At 74.7% G+C, this 17,980-nt stretch carries 16 protein-coding genes; 3 read left to right on the plus strand and 13 right to left on the minus strand.

Annotated features, from left to right (window positions below):
- The first annotated feature begins 277 nt into the window (after nucleotides 1-277).
- Nucleotides 278-1,570, plus strand: coding sequence for a PP2C family protein-serine/threonine phosphatase (locus tag ACIP60_RS21980; protein ID WP_400686920.1), 1,293 nt, complete (start codon nucleotides 278-280; stop codon nucleotides 1,568-1,570).
- A 64-nt stretch (nucleotides 1,571-1,634) separates the two neighbouring features.
- Here the strand turns inward: ACIP60_RS21980 and ACIP60_RS21985 are convergent, their stop codons facing one another.
- The 9 genes from ACIP60_RS21985 to dacB all read right to left on the minus strand — a co-directional run bounded on the left by ACIP60_RS21985 (nucleotide 1,635) and on the right by dacB (nucleotide 11,639).
- Nucleotides 1,635-2,549, minus strand: coding sequence for an ABC transporter substrate-binding protein (locus ACIP60_RS21985; protein ID WP_400686922.1), 915 nt, complete (start codon nucleotides 2,547-2,549; stop codon nucleotides 1,635-1,637).
- A 365-nt stretch (nucleotides 2,550-2,914) separates the two neighbouring features.
- A complete protein-coding gene (locus ACIP60_RS21990) occupies nucleotides 2,915-3,487 on the minus strand; it encodes a hypothetical protein (protein ID WP_400686924.1) in 573 nt (190 codons plus the stop codon).
- A 102-nt stretch (nucleotides 3,488-3,589) separates the two neighbouring features.
- Nucleotides 3,590-4,087: a hypothetical protein gene (locus ACIP60_RS21995; RefSeq protein WP_100835908.1), complete on the minus strand. Its 498-nt coding sequence runs from the start codon at nucleotides 4,085-4,087 to the stop codon at nucleotides 3,590-3,592.
- Nucleotides 4,084-5,847 (minus strand): alpha/beta hydrolase, encoded by a 1,764-nt coding sequence (locus ACIP60_RS22000; RefSeq protein ID WP_400686926.1) that lies wholly within the window; start codon nucleotides 5,845-5,847, stop codon nucleotides 4,084-4,086. The genes ACIP60_RS21995 and ACIP60_RS22000 overlap by 4 nt, the downstream gene beginning before the upstream one ends.
- A 2-nt stretch (nucleotides 5,848-5,849) precedes the next feature.
- The gene (locus ACIP60_RS22005; RefSeq protein ID WP_400686928.1) at nucleotides 5,850-6,191 is read right to left on the minus strand and encodes a type VII secretion target; all 342 of its coding nucleotides are present in this window, start codon (nucleotides 6,189-6,191) and stop codon (nucleotides 5,850-5,852) included.
- A gap of 257 nt (nucleotides 6,192-6,448) precedes the next feature.
- Complete coding sequence (locus ACIP60_RS22010; protein WP_400686930.1) at nucleotides 6,449-7,915, minus strand: pyridoxal phosphate-dependent decarboxylase family protein; 1,467 nt, start codon at nucleotides 7,913-7,915, stop codon at nucleotides 6,449-6,451.
- A complete protein-coding gene (locus ACIP60_RS22015) occupies nucleotides 7,912-9,270 on the minus strand; it encodes an MFS transporter (protein ID WP_400686932.1) in 1,359 nt (452 codons plus the stop codon). Before ACIP60_RS22015 ends, ACIP60_RS22010 begins: the two co-directional genes overlap by 4 nt.
- Nucleotides 9,267-9,884, minus strand: a complete 618-nt coding sequence (locus ACIP60_RS22020) for a TetR/AcrR family transcriptional regulator (protein WP_400686934.1) — start codon at nucleotides 9,882-9,884, stop codon at nucleotides 9,267-9,269. Before ACIP60_RS22020 ends, ACIP60_RS22015 begins: the two co-directional genes overlap by 4 nt.
- Before the next feature lie 141 nt (nucleotides 9,885-10,025).
- Nucleotides 10,026-11,639: a D-alanyl-D-alanine carboxypeptidase/D-alanyl-D-alanine-endopeptidase gene (gene dacB, locus ACIP60_RS22025; protein ID WP_400686936.1), complete on the minus strand. Its 1,614-nt coding sequence runs from the start codon at nucleotides 11,637-11,639 to the stop codon at nucleotides 10,026-10,028.
- A 235-nt stretch (nucleotides 11,640-11,874) separates the two neighbouring features.
- Between dacB and ACIP60_RS22030 the strand changes: the two genes are divergently transcribed.
- A complete protein-coding gene (locus tag ACIP60_RS22030) occupies nucleotides 11,875-12,450 on the plus strand; it encodes a TetR/AcrR family transcriptional regulator (protein ID WP_400686939.1) in 576 nt (191 codons plus the stop codon).
- A 236-nt stretch (nucleotides 12,451-12,686) separates the two neighbouring features.
- Here ACIP60_RS22030 and ACIP60_RS22035 read toward each other — a convergent pair whose 3' ends face one another.
- Nucleotides 12,687-13,193, minus strand: coding sequence for an FBP domain-containing protein (locus tag ACIP60_RS22035; RefSeq protein WP_400686941.1), 507 nt, complete (start codon nucleotides 13,191-13,193; stop codon nucleotides 12,687-12,689).
- A 292-nt stretch (nucleotides 13,194-13,485) separates the two neighbouring features.
- Between ACIP60_RS22035 and ACIP60_RS22040 the strand changes: the two genes are divergently transcribed.
- Nucleotides 13,486-13,959: a DoxX family protein gene (locus tag ACIP60_RS22040; protein ID WP_400686943.1), complete on the plus strand. Its 474-nt coding sequence runs from the start codon at nucleotides 13,486-13,488 to the stop codon at nucleotides 13,957-13,959.
- Between the two features lie 140 nt (nucleotides 13,960-14,099).
- Here the strand turns inward: ACIP60_RS22040 and ACIP60_RS22045 are convergent, their stop codons facing one another.
- The 3 genes from ACIP60_RS22045 to ACIP60_RS22055 form a co-directional block, all read right to left on the minus strand.
- Nucleotides 14,100-14,885 (minus strand): glycoside hydrolase family 16 protein, encoded by a 786-nt coding sequence (locus tag ACIP60_RS22045; RefSeq protein WP_400686945.1) that lies wholly within the window; start codon nucleotides 14,883-14,885, stop codon nucleotides 14,100-14,102.
- A 192-nt stretch (nucleotides 14,886-15,077) separates the two neighbouring features.
- Nucleotides 15,078-16,772, minus strand: coding sequence for an ABC transporter substrate-binding protein (locus tag ACIP60_RS22050; protein WP_400686947.1), 1,695 nt, complete (start codon nucleotides 16,770-16,772; stop codon nucleotides 15,078-15,080).
- 136 nt (nucleotides 16,773-16,908) lie between these two features.
- Nucleotides 16,909-17,964 (minus strand): ABC transporter ATP-binding protein, encoded by a 1,056-nt coding sequence (locus ACIP60_RS22055; RefSeq protein ID WP_400687029.1) that lies wholly within the window; start codon nucleotides 17,962-17,964, stop codon nucleotides 16,909-16,911.
- Between the last annotated feature and the right edge of the window lie 16 nt (nucleotides 17,965-17,980).

Genomic DNA, 17,980 nt, shown 5'->3' on the forward strand with positions numbered 1-17,980 from the left:
GCGTCGACCCGGTGGGCGCCGAGGAGGAAGGCGAGCACGGTCGGCCGGATCCACTGCGCGTGCCGCCCCCCGGCCCCGGCGTCCCCCGGCCCCGGCGTCCTCGCATTCCCGTGCCCACCGGCTTTCCCGGTGACCCGGCTCACAGCACGTCCCCCTGCCCGGCCGGAACAGGTCCAAGGTCCCGAGCCGTCGGGACCTTGGCGGGCAGTGGCCGGGACCCGTCGCACCCCACGATGGAAGGAAGTCCGCACCCGTACCGGTCGTCCAGGAGGTCAGCATGGCAGCGTCGCCCGCCACCGCAGTCCGCAGCGCCGGCCCCATCCCGCGCCCGGCCGCCGCCCCGCCGCCGGAGAACGCCGCCGGGCACGGTGTCGGGAGCGGCGTCGAGGACAACGCCGGGAGCGGCATCCGGAACAGCGCCGGGAGCGGGGCCGGGAACGGCATCCAGGACAGCGGCGGGAACGGCGGTGGCCGCGACCCCCGGCAGGCCGGGGCGCGCTGGGAGGCCGCGATGGCCCGGGCGCTGCGGGTGCCCGCCTGGGTGCGGCTGCTGCCGGTCCTGCTGCTGGTGGCGGACCTGGTCCTGGAGTGGTCGATCCCCAGCTCCGTCGCGGCGGGCTTCCTGCTCACGGTGATCCCGGTGGTGGTCGCGTCCAGCGGCGGGTCCGCGCTGGTCGCCGGTTCCGCCGTCGTCACCGTCGCCCTCCAGGCGCTGCTCGCCCTGCGGGCCGGGCACCTGACCGAGCAGCACCACCTGTGGACCTACCTGGCCACCGTGCTGGCCGGCGCGATCGGTGCCGGACTCGCCGCGCAGCGCCGCCGCCAGGCCCGCGACCTGGTCCGGATGCAGGCCGTCACCGACACCCTCCAGCACGCCGTGCTGCGCCCGGTCCCGGCCCGCGCCGGGGGCCTGCGCACCGCCGGGCTCTACCACCCCGCGCAGGCGGACGTCGGCATCGGCGGCGACCTGTACGAGGTGTGCGAGACCCGGTACGGGACCCGGATCCTGCTCGGGGACGTCCGCGGCAAGGGGCTGGACGCGGTGCGCACCGCCGCCGACGTGATCGGCGCGTTCCGGGTGGCCGCCCACGAGACCGCCGAACTCGGCGAGCTGGCCGACCAGTTGGACCGGCAGGTGTGCCGCGACGCCGAACAGGGCGGCGACCGCGAGCTGTTCGTCACCGCGGTGCTGCTCCAGCACCGTCCCGGCTCCGCCGAGATCGACCTGGTCAACCGGGGCCACCTCGCCCCGCTGCTGGTGGCCCCGGGCAGCGTCGGCACCGTCCGCTGCGCGGAGGACCTCCCGCTGGGCCTGGGCCACCTCGCCGCCGGTCCGCCCGAGCCGCCCGCCACCGTCCCGCTGCCGCCCGGCCGGACCCTGCTGCTGCACACCGACGGCGTCACCGAGGCCCGCGACCGGGCCGGTGCGTTCTACCCGCTGGCCGCCCGCCTGGCCACGCTGCCCGCCACCGACCCGGACGCCGTGGTCGCCTTCCTCGACCGGGACGTCCGCCGCCACGCCGGCTCCCTGACCGACGACGTGGCGGTGCTCGCCTTCACCCCCGCCTGAGCCCGAGCCCGCGACCCGGGCCCGAGCCCGAGCGCGCGTCCGAGCCCGCGTCCGCGTCCCAGGCTCACGGCCCGTTGGTGACCGCGTTCTGGATCGCGCCGACCTGCAACTGGTGGTCGGCCAGCACCTGGTCGTAGGTGCCGTCGGTGATCAGCCGGTTCATCGCCCGCATCAGGACGTCGCGCAGCTGCTCGTCGTCCTTGCGCAGCGCGATGCCGAACGGGCGGGGCTGGAGCTGCGGGCCGCCGATCTGGAGGGTGCCGCCGTTGTCGACGGTCTGCACGGCGTACGTCGCCTTGGGGTAGTCGGTCATGTAGGCGTCCGCGCGGCCCTTGAGGTTCTCGATGGCGGCGTTGTCGCTGTCGGTCTCCATGACGGTCAGCGGCTTCCCGTTGTGGTCGCAGACCGTCTTCTGCCGGCTCACCAGGTCGGCGTGGGTGGTGCCCTTCTTGACCGTGACGGTGTGCCCGCACAGGTCGTCGATCTCGTGGATGTTCTGCGGGTTGCCCTTGTCGACGGCGATGCCGATGCCCGCCATGAAGTAGTCGACGAAGTCCACGCCCTCGTTGATCTGCTTGCCGTCCTTGTCGACGCCCTGCTCGCGCTCCCGGGTGTCGGTGATGCCGGACATCGCGATGTCGTACTTGCGCCCCAGCAGCCCGGGCAGCACGTTGGCGAACGGCCCGGCGTCCTGGAACTCCAGCCGGATGCCGAGCAGCGAGCCCAGCTTCTGCGCCAGGTGCGGGTCCAGCCCGTCCGGTTCGTTGCGGTCGTTGCGGTACACCACCGGCGCGGCGGTGAACGAGGCGCCGACGGTCAGCACCCCGGACTTGCGCACCCGTTCCGGCAGCAGCGCGCGCAGGTCCGTCGGCCGGTGCGAGTCACCGCCGATGCCGACGACGCCGCAGCCGCTCAACAGCAGCACCCCGCCCATCACGGCGGCGAGCGCGGCGCGCCCCCGCCCGTCCAACTGAGCCATGTCGTCTCTCCCCGTGGTCGACGCGGAACACGACAAGCCCAGGGACGACGGACGGCACGGCGGCATGACGGCGGAACGCGGCATGGCGATACCGAGGAAGACCCCTCGGCCGGCCGCCGTTCCGGCTAGATCGTTCCGATGATAGCCAGCATGGTCACGACAGCCCAATGCCATCCGCCAACTACCCTCCGTCAGACCCGCGTTGACGCCCGATCAGCACCCATCGGCCCCGTTTCGTCCCGCCGCCGACCCCGCCGCCGTCCCCGGCCCGCCACCCGCCCGCCCGGTGCGGGCACGAACGGGCGCTGACGGGCACGGATGGACGCTGACCGGCACGGACGGATCGGGCGCTGACGGACCCGGGCTCAGGACCAGCCCGGGTCGTCGAAGGTCGGCATGGTGTCGGGGCCGCCGTCCGCGCCGGTGGGCAGCGGGCTGGGGGCGGGGCCGAACGGGGCGGTGGTGCCGGGGTCGGCGATCCAGGCGTCGGCCACCACGGTCACGTTGCCGGGGACGCCGATGGTGACCGTCACGCCGGTGCCGTCGGGGGCGGCGGCGCTCGCCTCGTACGGGGAGTCCGTGTCGTGCAGGGTGTAGCCGAGGCCCTTCCAGTACGTCCTGAGCTGCTCCAGCAGCCGCGGCCGGTTGGCGGCGGCGATCCTGGTCAGCACGTACCGGCGGAGCGTCAACTGCGCGGTGCCGTCGGGGTCGCGGGCCGCGTTCTCGTGCGGGACGGCCCGGAACGCGTCGTCGGCGTACCGCACCGCCGGGGTGAGCGCCCCGGTGGTGCCGTCCACCACGGTCTGCAACCGCCCCCGGGCGACGTCCAGCGCCACCGCCGGGCGCCGCGCCGTCCCGCCGTCCCCGGACGGGCCGCAGCCCGCCGCGCCCAGCACCAGTGCCAGCACCGCGACGGCGCCCGCCACCCGCAGCCTCATCCGACCTCCCGCTCCCCGCCGATTCCCGGTCCGCCCGGTGGTCCCGTCCGCGCCGCCCGTCCGCACCGCCCGCCCCCGGCCGGCCGATCGCTGCTTCCGACCCTAGACCGACCAGAACGGGTCCTGCCGCCGGGGCATGGTGTCCATCGACCCGTCCGGCCCGATCGGCACCGTGCTGTCCCCGCCGAACGGGTACGAGGTGTCCGGCGCGGCCAGCCCGTCGACCCGGGCCAGCAGCGTCCCGTTGCCCGCGAAGCCGATCCGGAACTCGGCCGTCCCGAACGGGGACTTCGCCCGCAGCACCGGCACCACCGGGTCGTCCTCGCCGTCCACCGCCCAGCCGCGCTCCCGCCAGGCCCGGCCCAACTGGGCGAGCAGCTCCGGGTAGCGGTGTTCGGCCACCCGGGTCAGCAGGTAGCGCCGCTTCTCCAGGTGCGCGGTGCCGTCCGGCTCGCGGGTGAACGCGTGCTCGTGGGAGACCGCGACGTACGGGCCGTCCGCCCAGACCACCGGCGGGGTGAGCGCGGCGGGCGCGGAGTCCAGCAGTTCGTCCACCGCGGCCCGGGCGGCGAGCAGGTCGCGCGCCAGGTCGTCGTTCATCGGTACTCCTGTCCGGACACCCGGTCGCCGTGGCCGGAGACGATCAAGCCCATGTTGCGCAGCGAGTGCCCGTCCCGGCCGTCGCCCTGGTTCCAGTAGTCCGAGTGCGACTCGAAGCCCAGCGGGCCGTCCGCGACGTCGAAGCGGTGCGCCCCGAACTCGCCGCTCGCCGGGTCCTGGCCGAACCACAGCTCGTGCGGGTCGCCGTGCCCGGCGATCTTGTCGCCGAGGAAGCCACCGGCCACCGCGCCCAGCGGGCCGGCCAGCACCCCGCCGATGCCCGCGCCGATGCCGATGCCCTTCGCGTCGTCGTGGCTGGGCAGGTGGGAGACCGGGTCGTGCTCGGCCGCGCCCACCCAGACGTGGTCGGCGCCGACGCCCAGCTGGCCGGCCTGCTGCGCGCCGGTGCCGGGCGAGCCGACCAGGATGATGTCGTCCGCGGGGATGCCGCCGGGGCGCTGCGCGGCCTGGCCGACCGTGAGCGAACCGTAGCTGTGCCCGAGCGCGGTCAGGTGCGCGGGCTGCCCCTCGTGCGAGGCGCGCAGGCCCTGTAGGAACTCCTGGTAGGCCGCGCCGCCCTGTTCGGCGCGCTCCTTCCCGGCCACCGCGAACATGTCCGGGCTGAGGCCCTTGACCTGCGGGGTGTCGTACCCCAGCCAGGCGATCGAGGCGGTGGAGCGGCTCGGGTCGAGGTCGTGCGCGGTCTGCCACAGGTCGCGGGCCCGGTTGGCGTCGCCGCCGCCCATGTTCTTGACCTCGGTGTTCAGGCCCGGCACGTACGCCACCACGTCGTCCGCGGTGTCCGGGTTGCCGTACGCGATCGCGGCCCGGCCCTGGCCCTGGTCGCCGATCACCATCAGGTACGCGGGGGGCTGCTTGCCGGTGTCGTCGCGGAGCCGGTCCTGGATCGCCCGGAAGCCCTCCAGCTTCTTCCGGTCCCACTCGGACAGGTCGGTGCGGGAGGACAGGTCCTGGACCATCCGGTCCAGGGTGATCCGGTTGGCCTGGTCGCGGGCCGGGGTCGGCAGGCCGTCGCGGTTGCCGAGCTCGGCCGGGTACGCCCGGATCAGGCGCTGCTGCTCGTCCGGCGGGAGCGACTTCCACCAGGCGTTGACCTCGGACGGCGGGGCGTCCTGGCCCGGCATGCCCGCGCGGACCAGGTCCTCGGGGCCGCCGAACGGGTTGAGCGCGCCCAGCACCGCGCTGTTCAGGCGCATCGCGGCGGTGCCCGGGTCCAGGCCGGCGCCGGTCCGGGCGTCGTCGGTGTACCGGCGCAGGCGCTGGGCGGTGACCTGGTCGGCGTGCGCGGCCTCGGACAGCGCGTCGGCGATCCGGTCGCGCAGCTCGGTGCCCCGCCGGGAGCGGTCGGGGGCGTCGGGGTCGTGCCGTTCGGCGGCGCTCGGCGGCGGCCAGGAGATCCCGCCGTCGTCCGAGACCGTGAAGCCGCCCGCGTCCGCCTCGGCGAGCGCCGCCCGGAGCTTGGAGCGGGCCAGCAGGAACGCCTCCGCGCCCTCCCGCAGCACGGGCGCGATCCGGGCCAGCTCCAGGTGCGCGGCGGTCAGCTTGCCGGTGGTCCGGGCCAGCGACTGCCGGGCGCCGTCCGCGGCCCGGCCGCGCCAGCCGGAGTCGCGTACCCGGCCGTCCACCCCGTCCCGCCAGGTGTCGGTGTGGCCGGCGAACGCGGCGGCCAGCGAGGCGTACGCGTCGGCGGCCGTGAACAGCCGGTCCGGGTCCGCGTCGCGCAGCGTGGGGACGTCCATGCTCACCGCCCCGTCAGTCCGCCGGCCGCGTCCTGCTCGGCCCGGCGGTAGTTGGCCGCGGTCCGCCGCAGGTTGCCGCCCTGCCGGTCCATCTCGGCGGAGAGGCTGTCCAGCAGCCGCTTCCACTCGTCGGTGCAGGCGTTCAGCTCCCCGCCGGTCGTCCACCCGCGCAGCCCGGCCTCGGCGTCGTCCGACGCCCCCAGCACCCGCGAGGTCCCGCCGGGCACCTGCTCGGCGACGCTCCCCGCGGTCTGCCCCGCCCCGTCCAACTCCCCCGGCTCCACTTGGAACCCGTCGCCGCTGCCGCCACCGCCGCCGCTGCCGTCCGGCCCCACGCTCAGCACGCCATCCCCCACCACCGGTGTCAGTCCGACCACTTGAGCGCGCCATGCTAGCGAACCGACCCGCCGCAACCGCACGCGTTCACCACATTCGCACCCCGCTCGCCCATCCGTCGCTTGGGCACCCCTTGGGGTTTCCTTTGCCGGATCGGGGTGCCGGATCGGGGCGCCGGATCGGGGCGCCGGACCGGGCGAATCGCGACTGCCCCGCCGCGACCGCCCGATCCGGTGCCCCGCCCCTGCTCCCGGGCCCCCGGCCGCTACGCGTCCAGGTAGGGGCTGTACAGCGCGGAGAGGAACCGGGTGGCGAGCCGGTCGCGCAGGTGCGGGGGGAGGCCGTCGAGGAGGCGGTTGACGCCGGCCATCCGGGTGGTGGAGCCGGGGGAGAGGTCGAGGCCGGTGGCCGGGAGGAGGGCGGCGAAGGTCGCGTCGTCCAGGGTGGTGAAGTCGAGCTGGTCGAGCAGGGCGAGGATCTCGGTGGGCGGTGCCACCGGTCCGCGCGCCCGGACGGCGGCGACGCTCGCGCGCAGGGCCGCGAGCAGGTCCTCGACGCCCTCCCCGCTGACTCCGGTGAGGGTGAGGTGCAGGCTGGCGGGCAGGCCGTCGACGCTCAGCTGGGGTTGCAGGAAGAAGCCGCGCTCGCGCGACTCGTCCGCCAACTCCCAGAGGTCCAAGGGGTCTTCGCCCTCGGTGCCGATCGCGACCAGCGTGGCGTCCGGTGAGCCGAGCACCCGCAGCCCGTCGATCTCCCCGACGCCCGCGATCAGCCGCCGGGTCGCGGCGAGCGCCGAACGCCCCAACTCCCGGTAGCCGTCCGCCCCGAGGGCCTGCAGGGTGGCCCAGGCCCCGGCCAGCGGTCCGGCGCCCTTGCTGCTCTGGACGGTGGAGTTGACCACCGGGTAGCCGGGCCACTGCGCGCAGGCGAAGTACGCGGCCAGCCGCATCGCCTGGTCGCGGAAGAGCAGCACGGAGGCGCCCTTGGGCGCGTACCCGAACTTGTGCAGGTCGCAGGAGAGCGAGGTGACGCCGGGCACCGACAGGTCGAACGGCGGGACCTCGGCCCCGGCCTCGGCCAGCCAGGGCAGCAGCCAGCCGCCCACGCAGGCGTCCACGTGGCAGGGCAGGCCGCGTTCGGCCGCCGCCGCGGCGATCGCGGCCACCGGGTCGACCACCCCGTGCGCGTACGAGGGCGCGGAGGCGACCACCAGCACCGTCCGGTCGGTGCAGGCCGCCGCCACCGCCTCCGGCACCGCCCGGAAGGTCGCCGGGTCGACCGGCACCGCGACGACCTTGACCCTCAGGTACGTCCCGGCCTTGAAGAACGCGGCGTGCGCCGTCGCGGGCACCACGATCTCCGGCTCGGCGACCTCGGGCCGGGCGTCCCGGGCGGCCTTGACGGCGAGCAGGATCGACTCGGTGCCGCCGCTGGTGAAGATGCCGGGCGTGCGCCCGTCCCCGCCGAGCCGGGCGGCGACCGCGCCGACCACCTGCCGCTCCAGGGCGACGGTGCTCGGGAACGCGGTCGGGTCGAGGCCGTTGACCTCCAGCATGGCCAGGTACGCGCCCTCCGCGGCGGCCCGCACCTCGGGCCGCCCGGCGTCGTAGGTGTAGGCGGTGGTGCGCCCGCCGCGGGTGGGCAGGTCGGCGGCGGTGAGCGCGCGCAGCTCGGCGAGCAGCTCCTCGGCGGGGCGGCCGGCGGCCGGCAGCCCGTTCTGACGGTCCGTCACGAGAGTTCTCCAGCAAGCGAATCGACGACAACGGCGGGAACGGCGGCCCGCCGCCGCCCGTACGCCCGCAGGGCGGGCAGCGAGGCCAGCATCAGCACGGCCGGGACCAGGCTGAAGCCGAGCAGGACGCCGGCCCGGGCGGTGGCGGTCTGCGCGACGGGGTGGTCGGTGGTGGAGGAGGCGAAACCGGCGGCGGCCAGCGCCAGCGAGAACAGTCCGGGCCCGGCGGCCAGCCCGGCCGTCTCGCCCGCCGTCCACAGGCCGGTGAACGCCCCGGACTGCAGGCGCCCGGTGCGCGCCGCGTCCGCGTGCACGGTGTCCGGCAGCAGCGACAGCGGCAGCACCTGGAGCGCCGCGTACGCCACGCCGATCAGCGCGCACAGCACCAGGGTGGCGGTGACCCGCGCCGCCCCCGTCCCGGCGGTGGGCCACAGCGCGGCGGCGGCCAGCGCGAACAGCGCGGTCGCGGCGCCCAGGCAGCGCAGCCGGCCCCAGCGGGCCGCGGCCCGGCCCCACAGCGGCACGGCGACGGCGCTCGGCGCGACCAGGCAGACGAACAGCACCGAGGTCAGGCCGTAGCCGCCCAGCCAGTAGGCGGCGGTGTACGGGGCGGCGGCCAGCATGATCGCCACCGCGGCGGCCTGCAGCACGAACGCGCCCAGCAGCGCGAAGAACGCCCGGTTGCCGCGCGCGGTGCGCAGCGCGGCCCGCAGGCCGAGCGGCTCGGGGCCGGGCCGGGCGGCCACCCGGCGGGCGCCCAGCGCGGGCACCAGCAGCGTCGCCAGCAGCAGGACGGCGATCACCGCGCCCATCACCGCGTACCCGCGCCGCCCGCCCCCGGCCAGCGACACCAGGGCGGGGGCCAGGCCGCCCGCGACCAGGATGCCGACGGTCAGGCAGACGATCCGCCACACCGTGATCCGGGTGCGCACCTCGGGGCGGTCCGACATCTCGGCGGGCAGCGCCACGTACGGGACCTGGAACAGGGCGAACGCGCTGGAGGCCAGCACGAAGGTGACGGCCACCCAGGCGGCGGCGCCGGCGCCGGTCAGCGGGGAGAGGAACATCGCGGCGAAGGCGACGGGCAGCGCGAGCGCGCCGGCCAGCAGGATCCGGCCGCGGCGGCCGGTGCGCAGCGCCTCCCGGTCGCTGGCGGCGCCGACGGTCGGGTTGAACAGCGCGTCCCAGGCCTTCGGCAGCGCCACGACCAGGCCTGCGACCCCGGCGGGCACGCCCAGCGCGTCGGTCATGAAGTACAGCAGCAGCAGGCCGGGGACGGTCGCGTGGATGCCCGTCCCGACCGAGCCGAGCGCGTACCCGGCCAGCTCCCGCCGGCCTATGCCCCCGGCGCTCACGGCGTCCCCCCGATCCCCAGCTCGCGCAGCACCAGCGCGTGCAGGTGGGCCCGGAACCGGGGGACCTGCCCGCGGATCATCGACCGGCAGAAGCCGTGCACCGTCCACAGCACCGTCCACACCGCCAACTCGGCGCGCTCCGGCGGAACTCCCGGCAGCGCGGCGGCCAGCGCGTCGCGCACCGACTCCAGCAGCGGCCGGGTGTACTCCTCCTCCAGGCCGGCGAACTCGGCGGCGTCCGCCAGCCAGCGCCGCATCCACAGCGCGGGCACGTCCGGCCGCTCCAGGCAGAAGTCCAGGTACCGGTCCGCGAAGGCGACCGCCGCCCCCGCCGGGTCCGCCCCCGCCCGCGCCCCGAACTCCCGCAGCGCCCCCGCCACCGCCGCCCGCTCGGCCTCGTGCGCCCGCCGCATCACCTCGCGGTACAACTCGCCCTTCCCGCCCACGTGGTACGCGACGGTGGCGACGTTCAACCCCGCGGCGGCGGCGATCGTCCGGGTGGTCGTCCCGTCGTACCCGCGCTCCGCGAACAGCGTGGTCGCCGCCGCGACGATCCGCTCCCGACTCAGGTCGGCCTGGCTCTGCGGCGCGCTCGGCGCCGGTGGCTCGGTCATGGCGGGGAGCGTACGCGCGCCACCCGCGTCAATCAACCGTTTGATGGATGACGGCCGTGTGAAATCCGCAGCCGCCGAAAACCGCCCCGGACCCCGCCGCGCGGTGCGGCGGGGTCCGGGGCGGGAAGGGCTCGGCGGGGCTCAGCAGTGGGCGACGGCCTCGCAGTCCTCCCAGCGGGTGCCGGTGTAGCCGTCGTCCGCGGCCGGGGCGTTCAGTGACCTGGCCTTCTGCTGGGGGGTGCCGGCCGCGGGCGTCGTGGCGGGGCCGGTGGCCAGGCGGACGGCGATCGCGTCCAGGACCGGGCGGGGGCTGGTGCCGGCGAAGTCGTTGATCAGCACGGCGAAGACCAGGCGGCGGCCGTCGGGGGCGGTGGCGTAGCCGACCAGGTTGTCGACGCCGCCCATCGAGCCGCTCTTGGCGTGCACGTTGTTCGCGGCCTTGGTGCCGGTCATCCGGGCGGCCAGCGTGCCGCCGACCATCCGCTGCGGGTTGCCGGCCACCGGCAGGGCGTCGTACCAGGCCCCGAACCAGGGCCGGTCCTGGACCAGCCGGAGCAGGTCGGCCATCTTGGCCGGGGTGATCAGGTCGTAGCGGGACAGGCCGGAGCCGTCGACCTGCCGCCCGGCGGGGGTGCCCAGCCCGTTGGCCTTCAGGAACGCCTGGACCTGGGCGATGCCGGTCGCCCAGTCGCCGCGGCCGCCCTTGACCTTGCCGATCTCCTTGGTCAGGTGCTCGGCCATGCCGTTGTTGCTGATCTTCAGCATCGGGACGACCAGTTCGGCCAGGGGCTGCGAGCGGTGCGAGACCAGCGGCTGCGAGCCCTCCTGCCCGGTCGCCGCCTGCGCGCCGCCGTGCGCCACCCGCACGCCGTGCCGGGCCAGCGCGCCCGCGAACACCCGGCCCGCGTACGTCGACGGGTCCTCGACCGTCACCCAGGAGGTGACCGGCGCGGCCCCGGCCGCGATGCTGCCGGACAGCGCCAGCTCGTTGCTGCCGCGCCCGCGGTCCACCTCGACGGACGAGCCGCTGCCCGCCGCGCCGGTGGCCACCGACCCGGCGAACGCCATCGGCGCCTCGGCCGGGTTCAGGGTGACCTTCGCCGCCTGCCCGGCGACCGCGCCCGGCGCGACCGTCACCTGCACGGTGTCCATCAGGTACTCGGGGTCGTTGGCGACCGTCAGCCCGGATATCTGCGGGCTGTACGAGTACGGCTCGTCGTCCCAGGCCCAGCCGGGGCCGAGCGGCGTGCTGTCGTAGCGGGTGCCGTCGGCCAGCACCCGGCCGGTGACGGTGGTGATCCCGGACGCCGCGACCTGCGCGGCCAGGTCGTCGAGGTCCTGCACCAGCAGGGTGGGGTCGCCGCCGCCGCGCAGCACCAGGTCGCCGACCACCTTGGAGCCGTACCGGCTGCCGGTGGTGCGCACCTCGGTGGTGAACCGGTAGTCCGCGCCGAGCAGGTCGAGCGCGGCGGTGGAGGTCACCGTCTTCATGGTGGACGCCGGGGTGAGCAGCGCCTGCGGCTGCCGGGCGTACAGCACCTGCCCGGTGGCGGCGTCCAGCACCTCGACGCCGGTCTGGGCGTTGGCCAGCCGGGAGTCGGACAGCAGGGCGTCGAGGTCGGCGGTCAGGGTGGCGTCGGCCGGGGCCGGGTCGTCGGCCTGGGCCGAGCCGGCGAGCAGGGAGGCGGCGAGGACCGCGGCGGCCAGCGGCAGGCTGCGGCGGTACCGGTGGTGGCGGGGCGGGCGTCCGGGCAAGGGTGCTCCAGGGTGCGGATCGGCCGGGGGCACACGTCACCCGCGCCCCCATTTTGGCATGAACATTACCATTTGCCGGGTTATCGGTTGATCTCTCCCCGGCCCTGCGGAACCCCGGCCGTACTCCCCGCGCCGACGTCCCACCCGATACCGACGCGGCGGCGCCGGAAAAGGTCGCACCCGAATCCCGATAAACTGGCCACCCGCTCGAAGGGCCGCGCACAGGACGGGGAACATGGCTGCGCACGCTGGGCTGACGGTCGAACGCATCACCCGCGCCGCCGCCGAACTCGCCGACCAGGTCGGCATCGAGAAGGTCACCGTCTCCGCGCTGGCCCGCCGGTTCGGGGTGAAGGACGCCAGCTTCTACTCGCACGTCAAGAACCTCCAGGAGATCCGGGTCCGGGTCGCCCTGCTGGCCTCCGACGAGCTGAACCAGGCGCTGGCCGCCGCCATCGCCGGCCGCTCCGGCGGCGAGGCGCTGACCGCCTTCGCGGACGCCTACCGGCACTACGCGCTGGCCCACCCCGGTCGCTACGCCGCCACCCAACTGCCGCTGGACCCCGACCGGTTCACCGACACCGCGGTGTTCGCCCGGAGCATCGAACTGACCTACGCGGTGATGCGCCACTACCGCCTCGACGAACCCGACCTGACCGACGCCGCCCGCCTCCTGCGCAGCACCTTCCACGGCTTCATCGGCATCGAGAGCGCCGGCGGCTTCAACCACCCGCGCGCCGCCGCCGACTCCTGGCGGCGCATCACCACCGGCCTGCACCACCTCCTGGAGAACTGGCCCCCGGCCCGCTGAACCCCTGCGCGCCGCCGCCGAAACTCCCTTTCGGCGCTTGGACGTTCGGCGCTTGGACGTTCGCCGCCGGACCGTCCGCCACGGCACCGGTCAGCGGGGCGAACGCCCCCACCCCGAACACCAGCGCCGCCCGCACCAGCGCAGGCCGCACCACCTGCCGTCGACGGACGCCCGCGCCACCGGAGCGCCCGCCCCCGCCCCCGCCCTCGCCTCCGTTCCCGCCTCCGCCCCGCCGCTCACGGCCGCACCACCCGGTCCAGGAACGCGGCCAGGTTCACCCGGACCCGGGCGACCCGCTCCTCGGTGCTCAGGCTCTCCCGCATCCGCACCCCGCCCGCCGACGCCCGCCGGTGCCCCCGCACGTACAGCGAGCACGCCAGGTCGCCGCAGAAGTACTCGCCCGCCGACGCGTACTCCTCCCCGGACGGCCGCCCCGCCTTCCGTGCCGTCAGCAGCGCCACCCCGGACGCCGCGTGCACCGTCCGGCAGATCGAGCACATGGCCCCCTGCCGGGCCCCGGCCCCCGCCCGCTGCGCCCGCCGCAGCGTGACGCCCACCAGCCGCCCGCCGTGCTCGGCCACCAGGTGCCCCCGGTCGGGAGCTCCGGGGTCCCGCCACCCCAGGAAGTCCAGTTCCTCCCACGGCAGTTCGGCCAGGCCCCGGGGCAGCGCGAGCCGACTCGCCTCGCCCTTGGTGCAGTTGACGAACGACGCCCGGATCGCCGGTTCGGTCAGCGCTTTCATGATGCCTCTCGCCCTCTCCGCTCCTGCTCGCGCCTAGGAACCCTAGGCTTGAGCCAAGGTATCCTAGGCTTGAGCCAAGGTATCCTAGGGGACCTGCCCCGCCAAGCCGATTTCCCACCCCCCGCACCGCCCCTCACCCCGCCCGGCCGCTCCGGTGCGTGAGCGGCCCGTGGCCGTCCGGTTGTGGAGAATTCGCGAGGATGGTTGCGCCTTCAATCAAAAATAGGTGAGGCTAACCTAAGTTTCTGCTGTGAACGCGCTGAACGCGTCGCATGCGCCCATGGAGGCCCCCATGTCCCCGTCCGCTCCTCACCACACGGTCGAAGCGGCCCGCCCCTACCTCGTCGGCCTGACCCGCGCCGTGACCGGCCTGCTCTTCGCCTGCCACGGCGCGGCCTCGCTGTTCGGCGTCCTGGGCGGCGCCAAGGGCGGCGGCACGGTGGAGACGCTGTCCTGGCCCGGCTGGTACGCGGCCGTCATCCAACTCGTCGGCGGCACCCTGGTCCTGCTCGGCCTCGGCACCCGGACGGCCGCCGTGGTCTGCTCCGGCTCGATGGCCTACGCCTACTTCTCCGTCCACCAGGAGAACGGCCTGCTCCCGATCCAGAACGGCGGCGAGAGCGCCGCCCTCTTCGCCTGGACCTTCCTGCTCCTCGCCGCCACCGGCCCCGGCGCCCTCGCCCTCGACGCCCTCCTCCCGACCCGCCGCCGCACCGCCACCCCGGAGCCCGCCACCGCCCCGGACCCGGCCGCCGCCACCGCCTGACCCCGGCCCGCCCGGCCGCGGACGCACGAACGCACGAACGCGCGGACATGCGAACGCGCGAAAGCCGCCCGGCGCGGGGTGGGGGACCCCGCGCCGGACGGCTCACCGTCCTACCGCTTCAACGCCGCACCGGCCGGCGCTCAGTACTTGGTGTACTTCATCCAGTCGTAGCGGGCGGTGAGCGGCGTGCCCGGGTAGGTGAAGGGGCTGAGCCAGCTGTCGACCCCGGTGCCGGGCCACAGGTTGGCGATGAGCCGCATCGGGTGGGTGGGCAGGGCGCCGCGCGAGCCGTTCTCCTGGTGGACGAGCTTGCCGTCGACGAACCAGTTGATGGTGCCCTGGTTCCACCACTCGATGGCGTAGTTGTGGTACCCGGCGGAGGCGTCGAAGCCGAGGTCGATGACGGTCTCGTGGCCGCCGACGCCGTTGGTGAAGTAGTTGGTCTGGAGCTGGGTCGGGTTCTTGCCGAGGATCTCGACGTCGATCTCGTCCCAGGGCTGGTTGTCGCTCGGTCCGGTGTAGGTGAAGAACCCGGTGACCGTGCCCGGGTTCTTCACGGCCTGGAGCCGGGCCTCGAAACGCCCGTACGAGAACAGGTCGTTGGAGCGGAACTCGCCGGAGGCGTAGGGCCGGCCGGAGCAGCCGCTCGGGCAGGTGGCGGTGTCGAGGTTCTCGCCCATCACGCCGCCGTTGAACCAGACGTGGTCGGCGCGCCAGCCGGCGTTGAACATGCCGCCGTTGGTCCAGCCGTCGGCCTTGTGCCAGCGGCCGGTGTCGAAGGAGTCGAAGTTGTCGGTGAAGCTGCCGCCGATGGCGGCGTTGGCGGCGGGGCTGGCGATCGGGCTGACGGTCAGCGCGAGCGCGGCGAGCGGGGCGAGCAGCCAGCGACGGCCGCGGAGTTGACGGGACTGCGCAGAGGATCGCATGGTCGGCCTCCTTGGGGCACGGGTGGGTGGGGGATGGTGCCTGTGGTGCCTGTGGTGCGCCGCGCGCGGACGCCGGTGGGGGTCCGTCGTGTCGCGCGCGGAACTCCGGGGTGGTGGGGGAAGCGCTCCCGTCCGGCGGGTCCGGAAGCGCTTCCACCCGTGGGCGTACGGCTCTGCCGCCCGGTGCGCGGGTCAGTCGCGCGGGGCCAGCTTGAGGATGATGTACTCGTACGCCTGGCTGTTGGGCGACGGGTTCATGTACGGGTCGCTCTCGTTCGGCCAGCCGGTGAACTGGGTGTCGTTGTACTCGTACCAGGCGGGGCCGTAGAAGACCGGCACGGCGGGCACGTCCTGCGACATGATCCGCTGCAGGTCGTGCAGCGCGGCCTGCTCGGCCGCCGGGTCGGCCGCCGATTCGAAGGCCTTCACCGCGTCCAGCGACTTCGCCGGGTCGTACTTGCTGAAGTCGCCCGCCGCGACCTTGCCGGTCTCGGCACCCATCCGCGGGTCCAGCACGTACTGCAGGCGCTGGTAGGCGGTGCCCCCCTGGCCCCAGTGGATCGCCGCGTCGTACTTTCCGGTGGTGATCGCGGTGTTCCAGCTGTTGAAGTCGAACGCGCCGTTCGCGTCGACGTCGAAGCCGAGCGCGTCGAGGTCCTTGGCCATCGCCTGGGCCGCGCACCAGTAGTCGGTGAACGAGTTCGGGTCGATGATCGTGAACTTGATCGTCCTGCCGTCCTTGGTCCACTTGCCGTCGGTCTTGCTCCAGCCGGCCGCGCCCAGCAGCGAGTCGACCTCGGCGGCGTCGGCCTCCGGCTTGAGGTCGTCCTTCAGCGCCGGGTCCAGCGCCTTGGCGTCGTTGGGCAGCAGCAGGCCGCTGGAGGAGGTGGCGGGCAGCGCGTAGTCGGTCTCGCACTGGCTGGTGTACGCCTTGCGGTTCATGCCCGCGCTGATCGCCTGCCGCACCGCCGGGTCGGCCAGCGCCGGGGCGCTCCCGCTCTTGGTGTTGAGGAAGAGCGAGGCCGTGTTGGACGCCGGGAAGTACGGCGCGTCCTCCTGGAACAGGTGGTGGTGCTGCGGGTTCTTCCCGACGAAGGTGTTCAGCACGTTGTTGATGTTGTTGCCCGCGAGGTCGATCTCGCCGGAGCTGAGCGCCAGGGCGGCCGCGTCGTTGGTGGCGTAGGCGGGGAAGGAGATCCGCTTGACCTTCGGGGTCTCGCGGAACCGCGGGTTGACCTTGAAGGTGACGTTCTGGCTGGTGAACTTGTCCAGCAGGTACGGGCCGGTGCCGATCAGCCGGTCGGCCTTGATCACCGCGGTGGCCGGGTCCTGGACGCCGGACCAGACGTGCTGGGGCACGATCAGCTGGTTGGCGATGCCGGCGAAGTTGGCCTTCTGCGGGACGTCGAAGCTCATCACCACGGTGTCGGCGTCGGGCGTCTCGATGGTGCCGGGCAGCGGGGCGCCGCCGCCGTTGGCCGCCGGGTTGGCCTTCAGCAGCTCGAAGGTGAACTTGACGTCGGCCGAGGAGAACGCCTGGCCGTCGCTCCACTTGACGCCCGGGGCCAGCGTCAGCTTGAGGGTCTTGTTCCCGTTCGACCACTCGTAGCCCTGGGCCAGCCACGGGATCGGGTCCTGCTCGGTGAGGGTGTTGAACTGGAACAGCGGCTCCCACACCAGCGAGCGGGCGTTGGCGAGAGTCAGGAAGGAGTTGCCGTCGAACGGGTTGTAGTTCTCGGTGAAGGAGGGCACCGGGTTGGACTCCACCACCAGGGTGCGGTCCTTCGCGGCCTTGCCCGAGCCCGCGCCGGAGCCGGAACAGGCGGTGATACCGAGGCCGATCGCCGCGACCAGGGCGGCGGCTCTCCGAGCGGTGGAACGGCTCATGGTGACGTGCTCCTTCTGTGGTTCGGCGCCGACTCGGCGGCGGCGTCGAGTCCCGGCGGTCGCACGCCGCCGGGCGGGGTTTCGGTGGGAAGCGCCGTACGCGGACGTACGGGACCAGGGGCGCGGGACGGGCCCGCTACTCGCCGGGGTAGGGGGTGGCACCGTCGGCCTCGGCCACGGCGGCGGGCCCCACGGCCTCCGCCGTCCGGTCCGGGCTCAGCAGCCAGCAGGCCGCGACCCGGTCGGGCCCGGCCGGCAGGGCGGGCGGCGCGGCCTCGGCGCAGACCGGCATCGCGAACGGGCAGCGCGGGTGGAAGCGGCAGCCGCCCGGCGGGTCGATCAGGCTCGGCGGCGCGCCCCGGCCGCGCAGCACCACCGGCCCGCTGCGGTGCGGGTCCGGCGCGGCGCTCAGCAGCAGCCGGGTGTACGGGTGGGCCGGGGAGTCGGTGATCTGCTGCGCGGGGCCGGACTCCACCACCTGTCCCGCGTACATCACCACCACAGTGTCCGCCAGGTAGCGGGCCGAGGCGATGTCGTGGGTGACGTAGAGGATGGCCAGCCGCTCGCGCTCGCGCAGCTCGTCCAGCAGGTTGAGCACGCCCAGCCGGATCGAGACGTCCAGCATCGACACCGGCTCGTCGGCCAGCAGCACCCGGGGGCGCACCGCCAGGCCGCGGGCGATGGCGACCCGCTGGCGCTGTCCGCCGGACAGCTCGTGCGGGAACTTGTCGAGGTAGCGGTCGGCCGGGGTGAGACTGACCCGCTCCAGCAACTCCTTTGCCAGCAAGTCCAGTTGCTCGCCGCGTGCCTTGCGGTGCAGCTTCAGCGGCCGCTCCAGGTGGTAGCGGACGCCGTGCACGCCGTTCAGCGAGGAGAACGGGTCCTGCAGGACCAGGTGGACCTGGCTGGTGTACGCCCGGCGCTCCCGGGCCGAGGTGCCCACCGGCTCGCCGTCGAGCAGCAGTTCGCCCGAGGTCGGCGCGATCAGCCGGGTCAGCAGCCGCGACAGCGTGGACTTGCCGGAACCCGACTCGCCCACCACCGCCGTCACGGTCGCCTCGGGCAGCGCCAGCGAGATGTCCTCGGCGGCGTGCACCACCGCGCGGCCGCGCAGCCCCCGGTGCACCGGGAAGTGCTTGGTCAGGCCCCGGGCCTCCAGGGCCGGGACGCCCGGCCGCTTGGGGCCGTGCACCACGCGGGGTGCGGCG

Origin of the sequence: Kitasatospora sp. NPDC088783 (assembly GCF_044750705.1) — a bacterium.
Taxonomy (GTDB): domain Bacteria; phylum Actinomycetota; class Actinomycetes; order Streptomycetales; family Streptomycetaceae; genus Kitasatospora; species Kitasatospora fiedleri.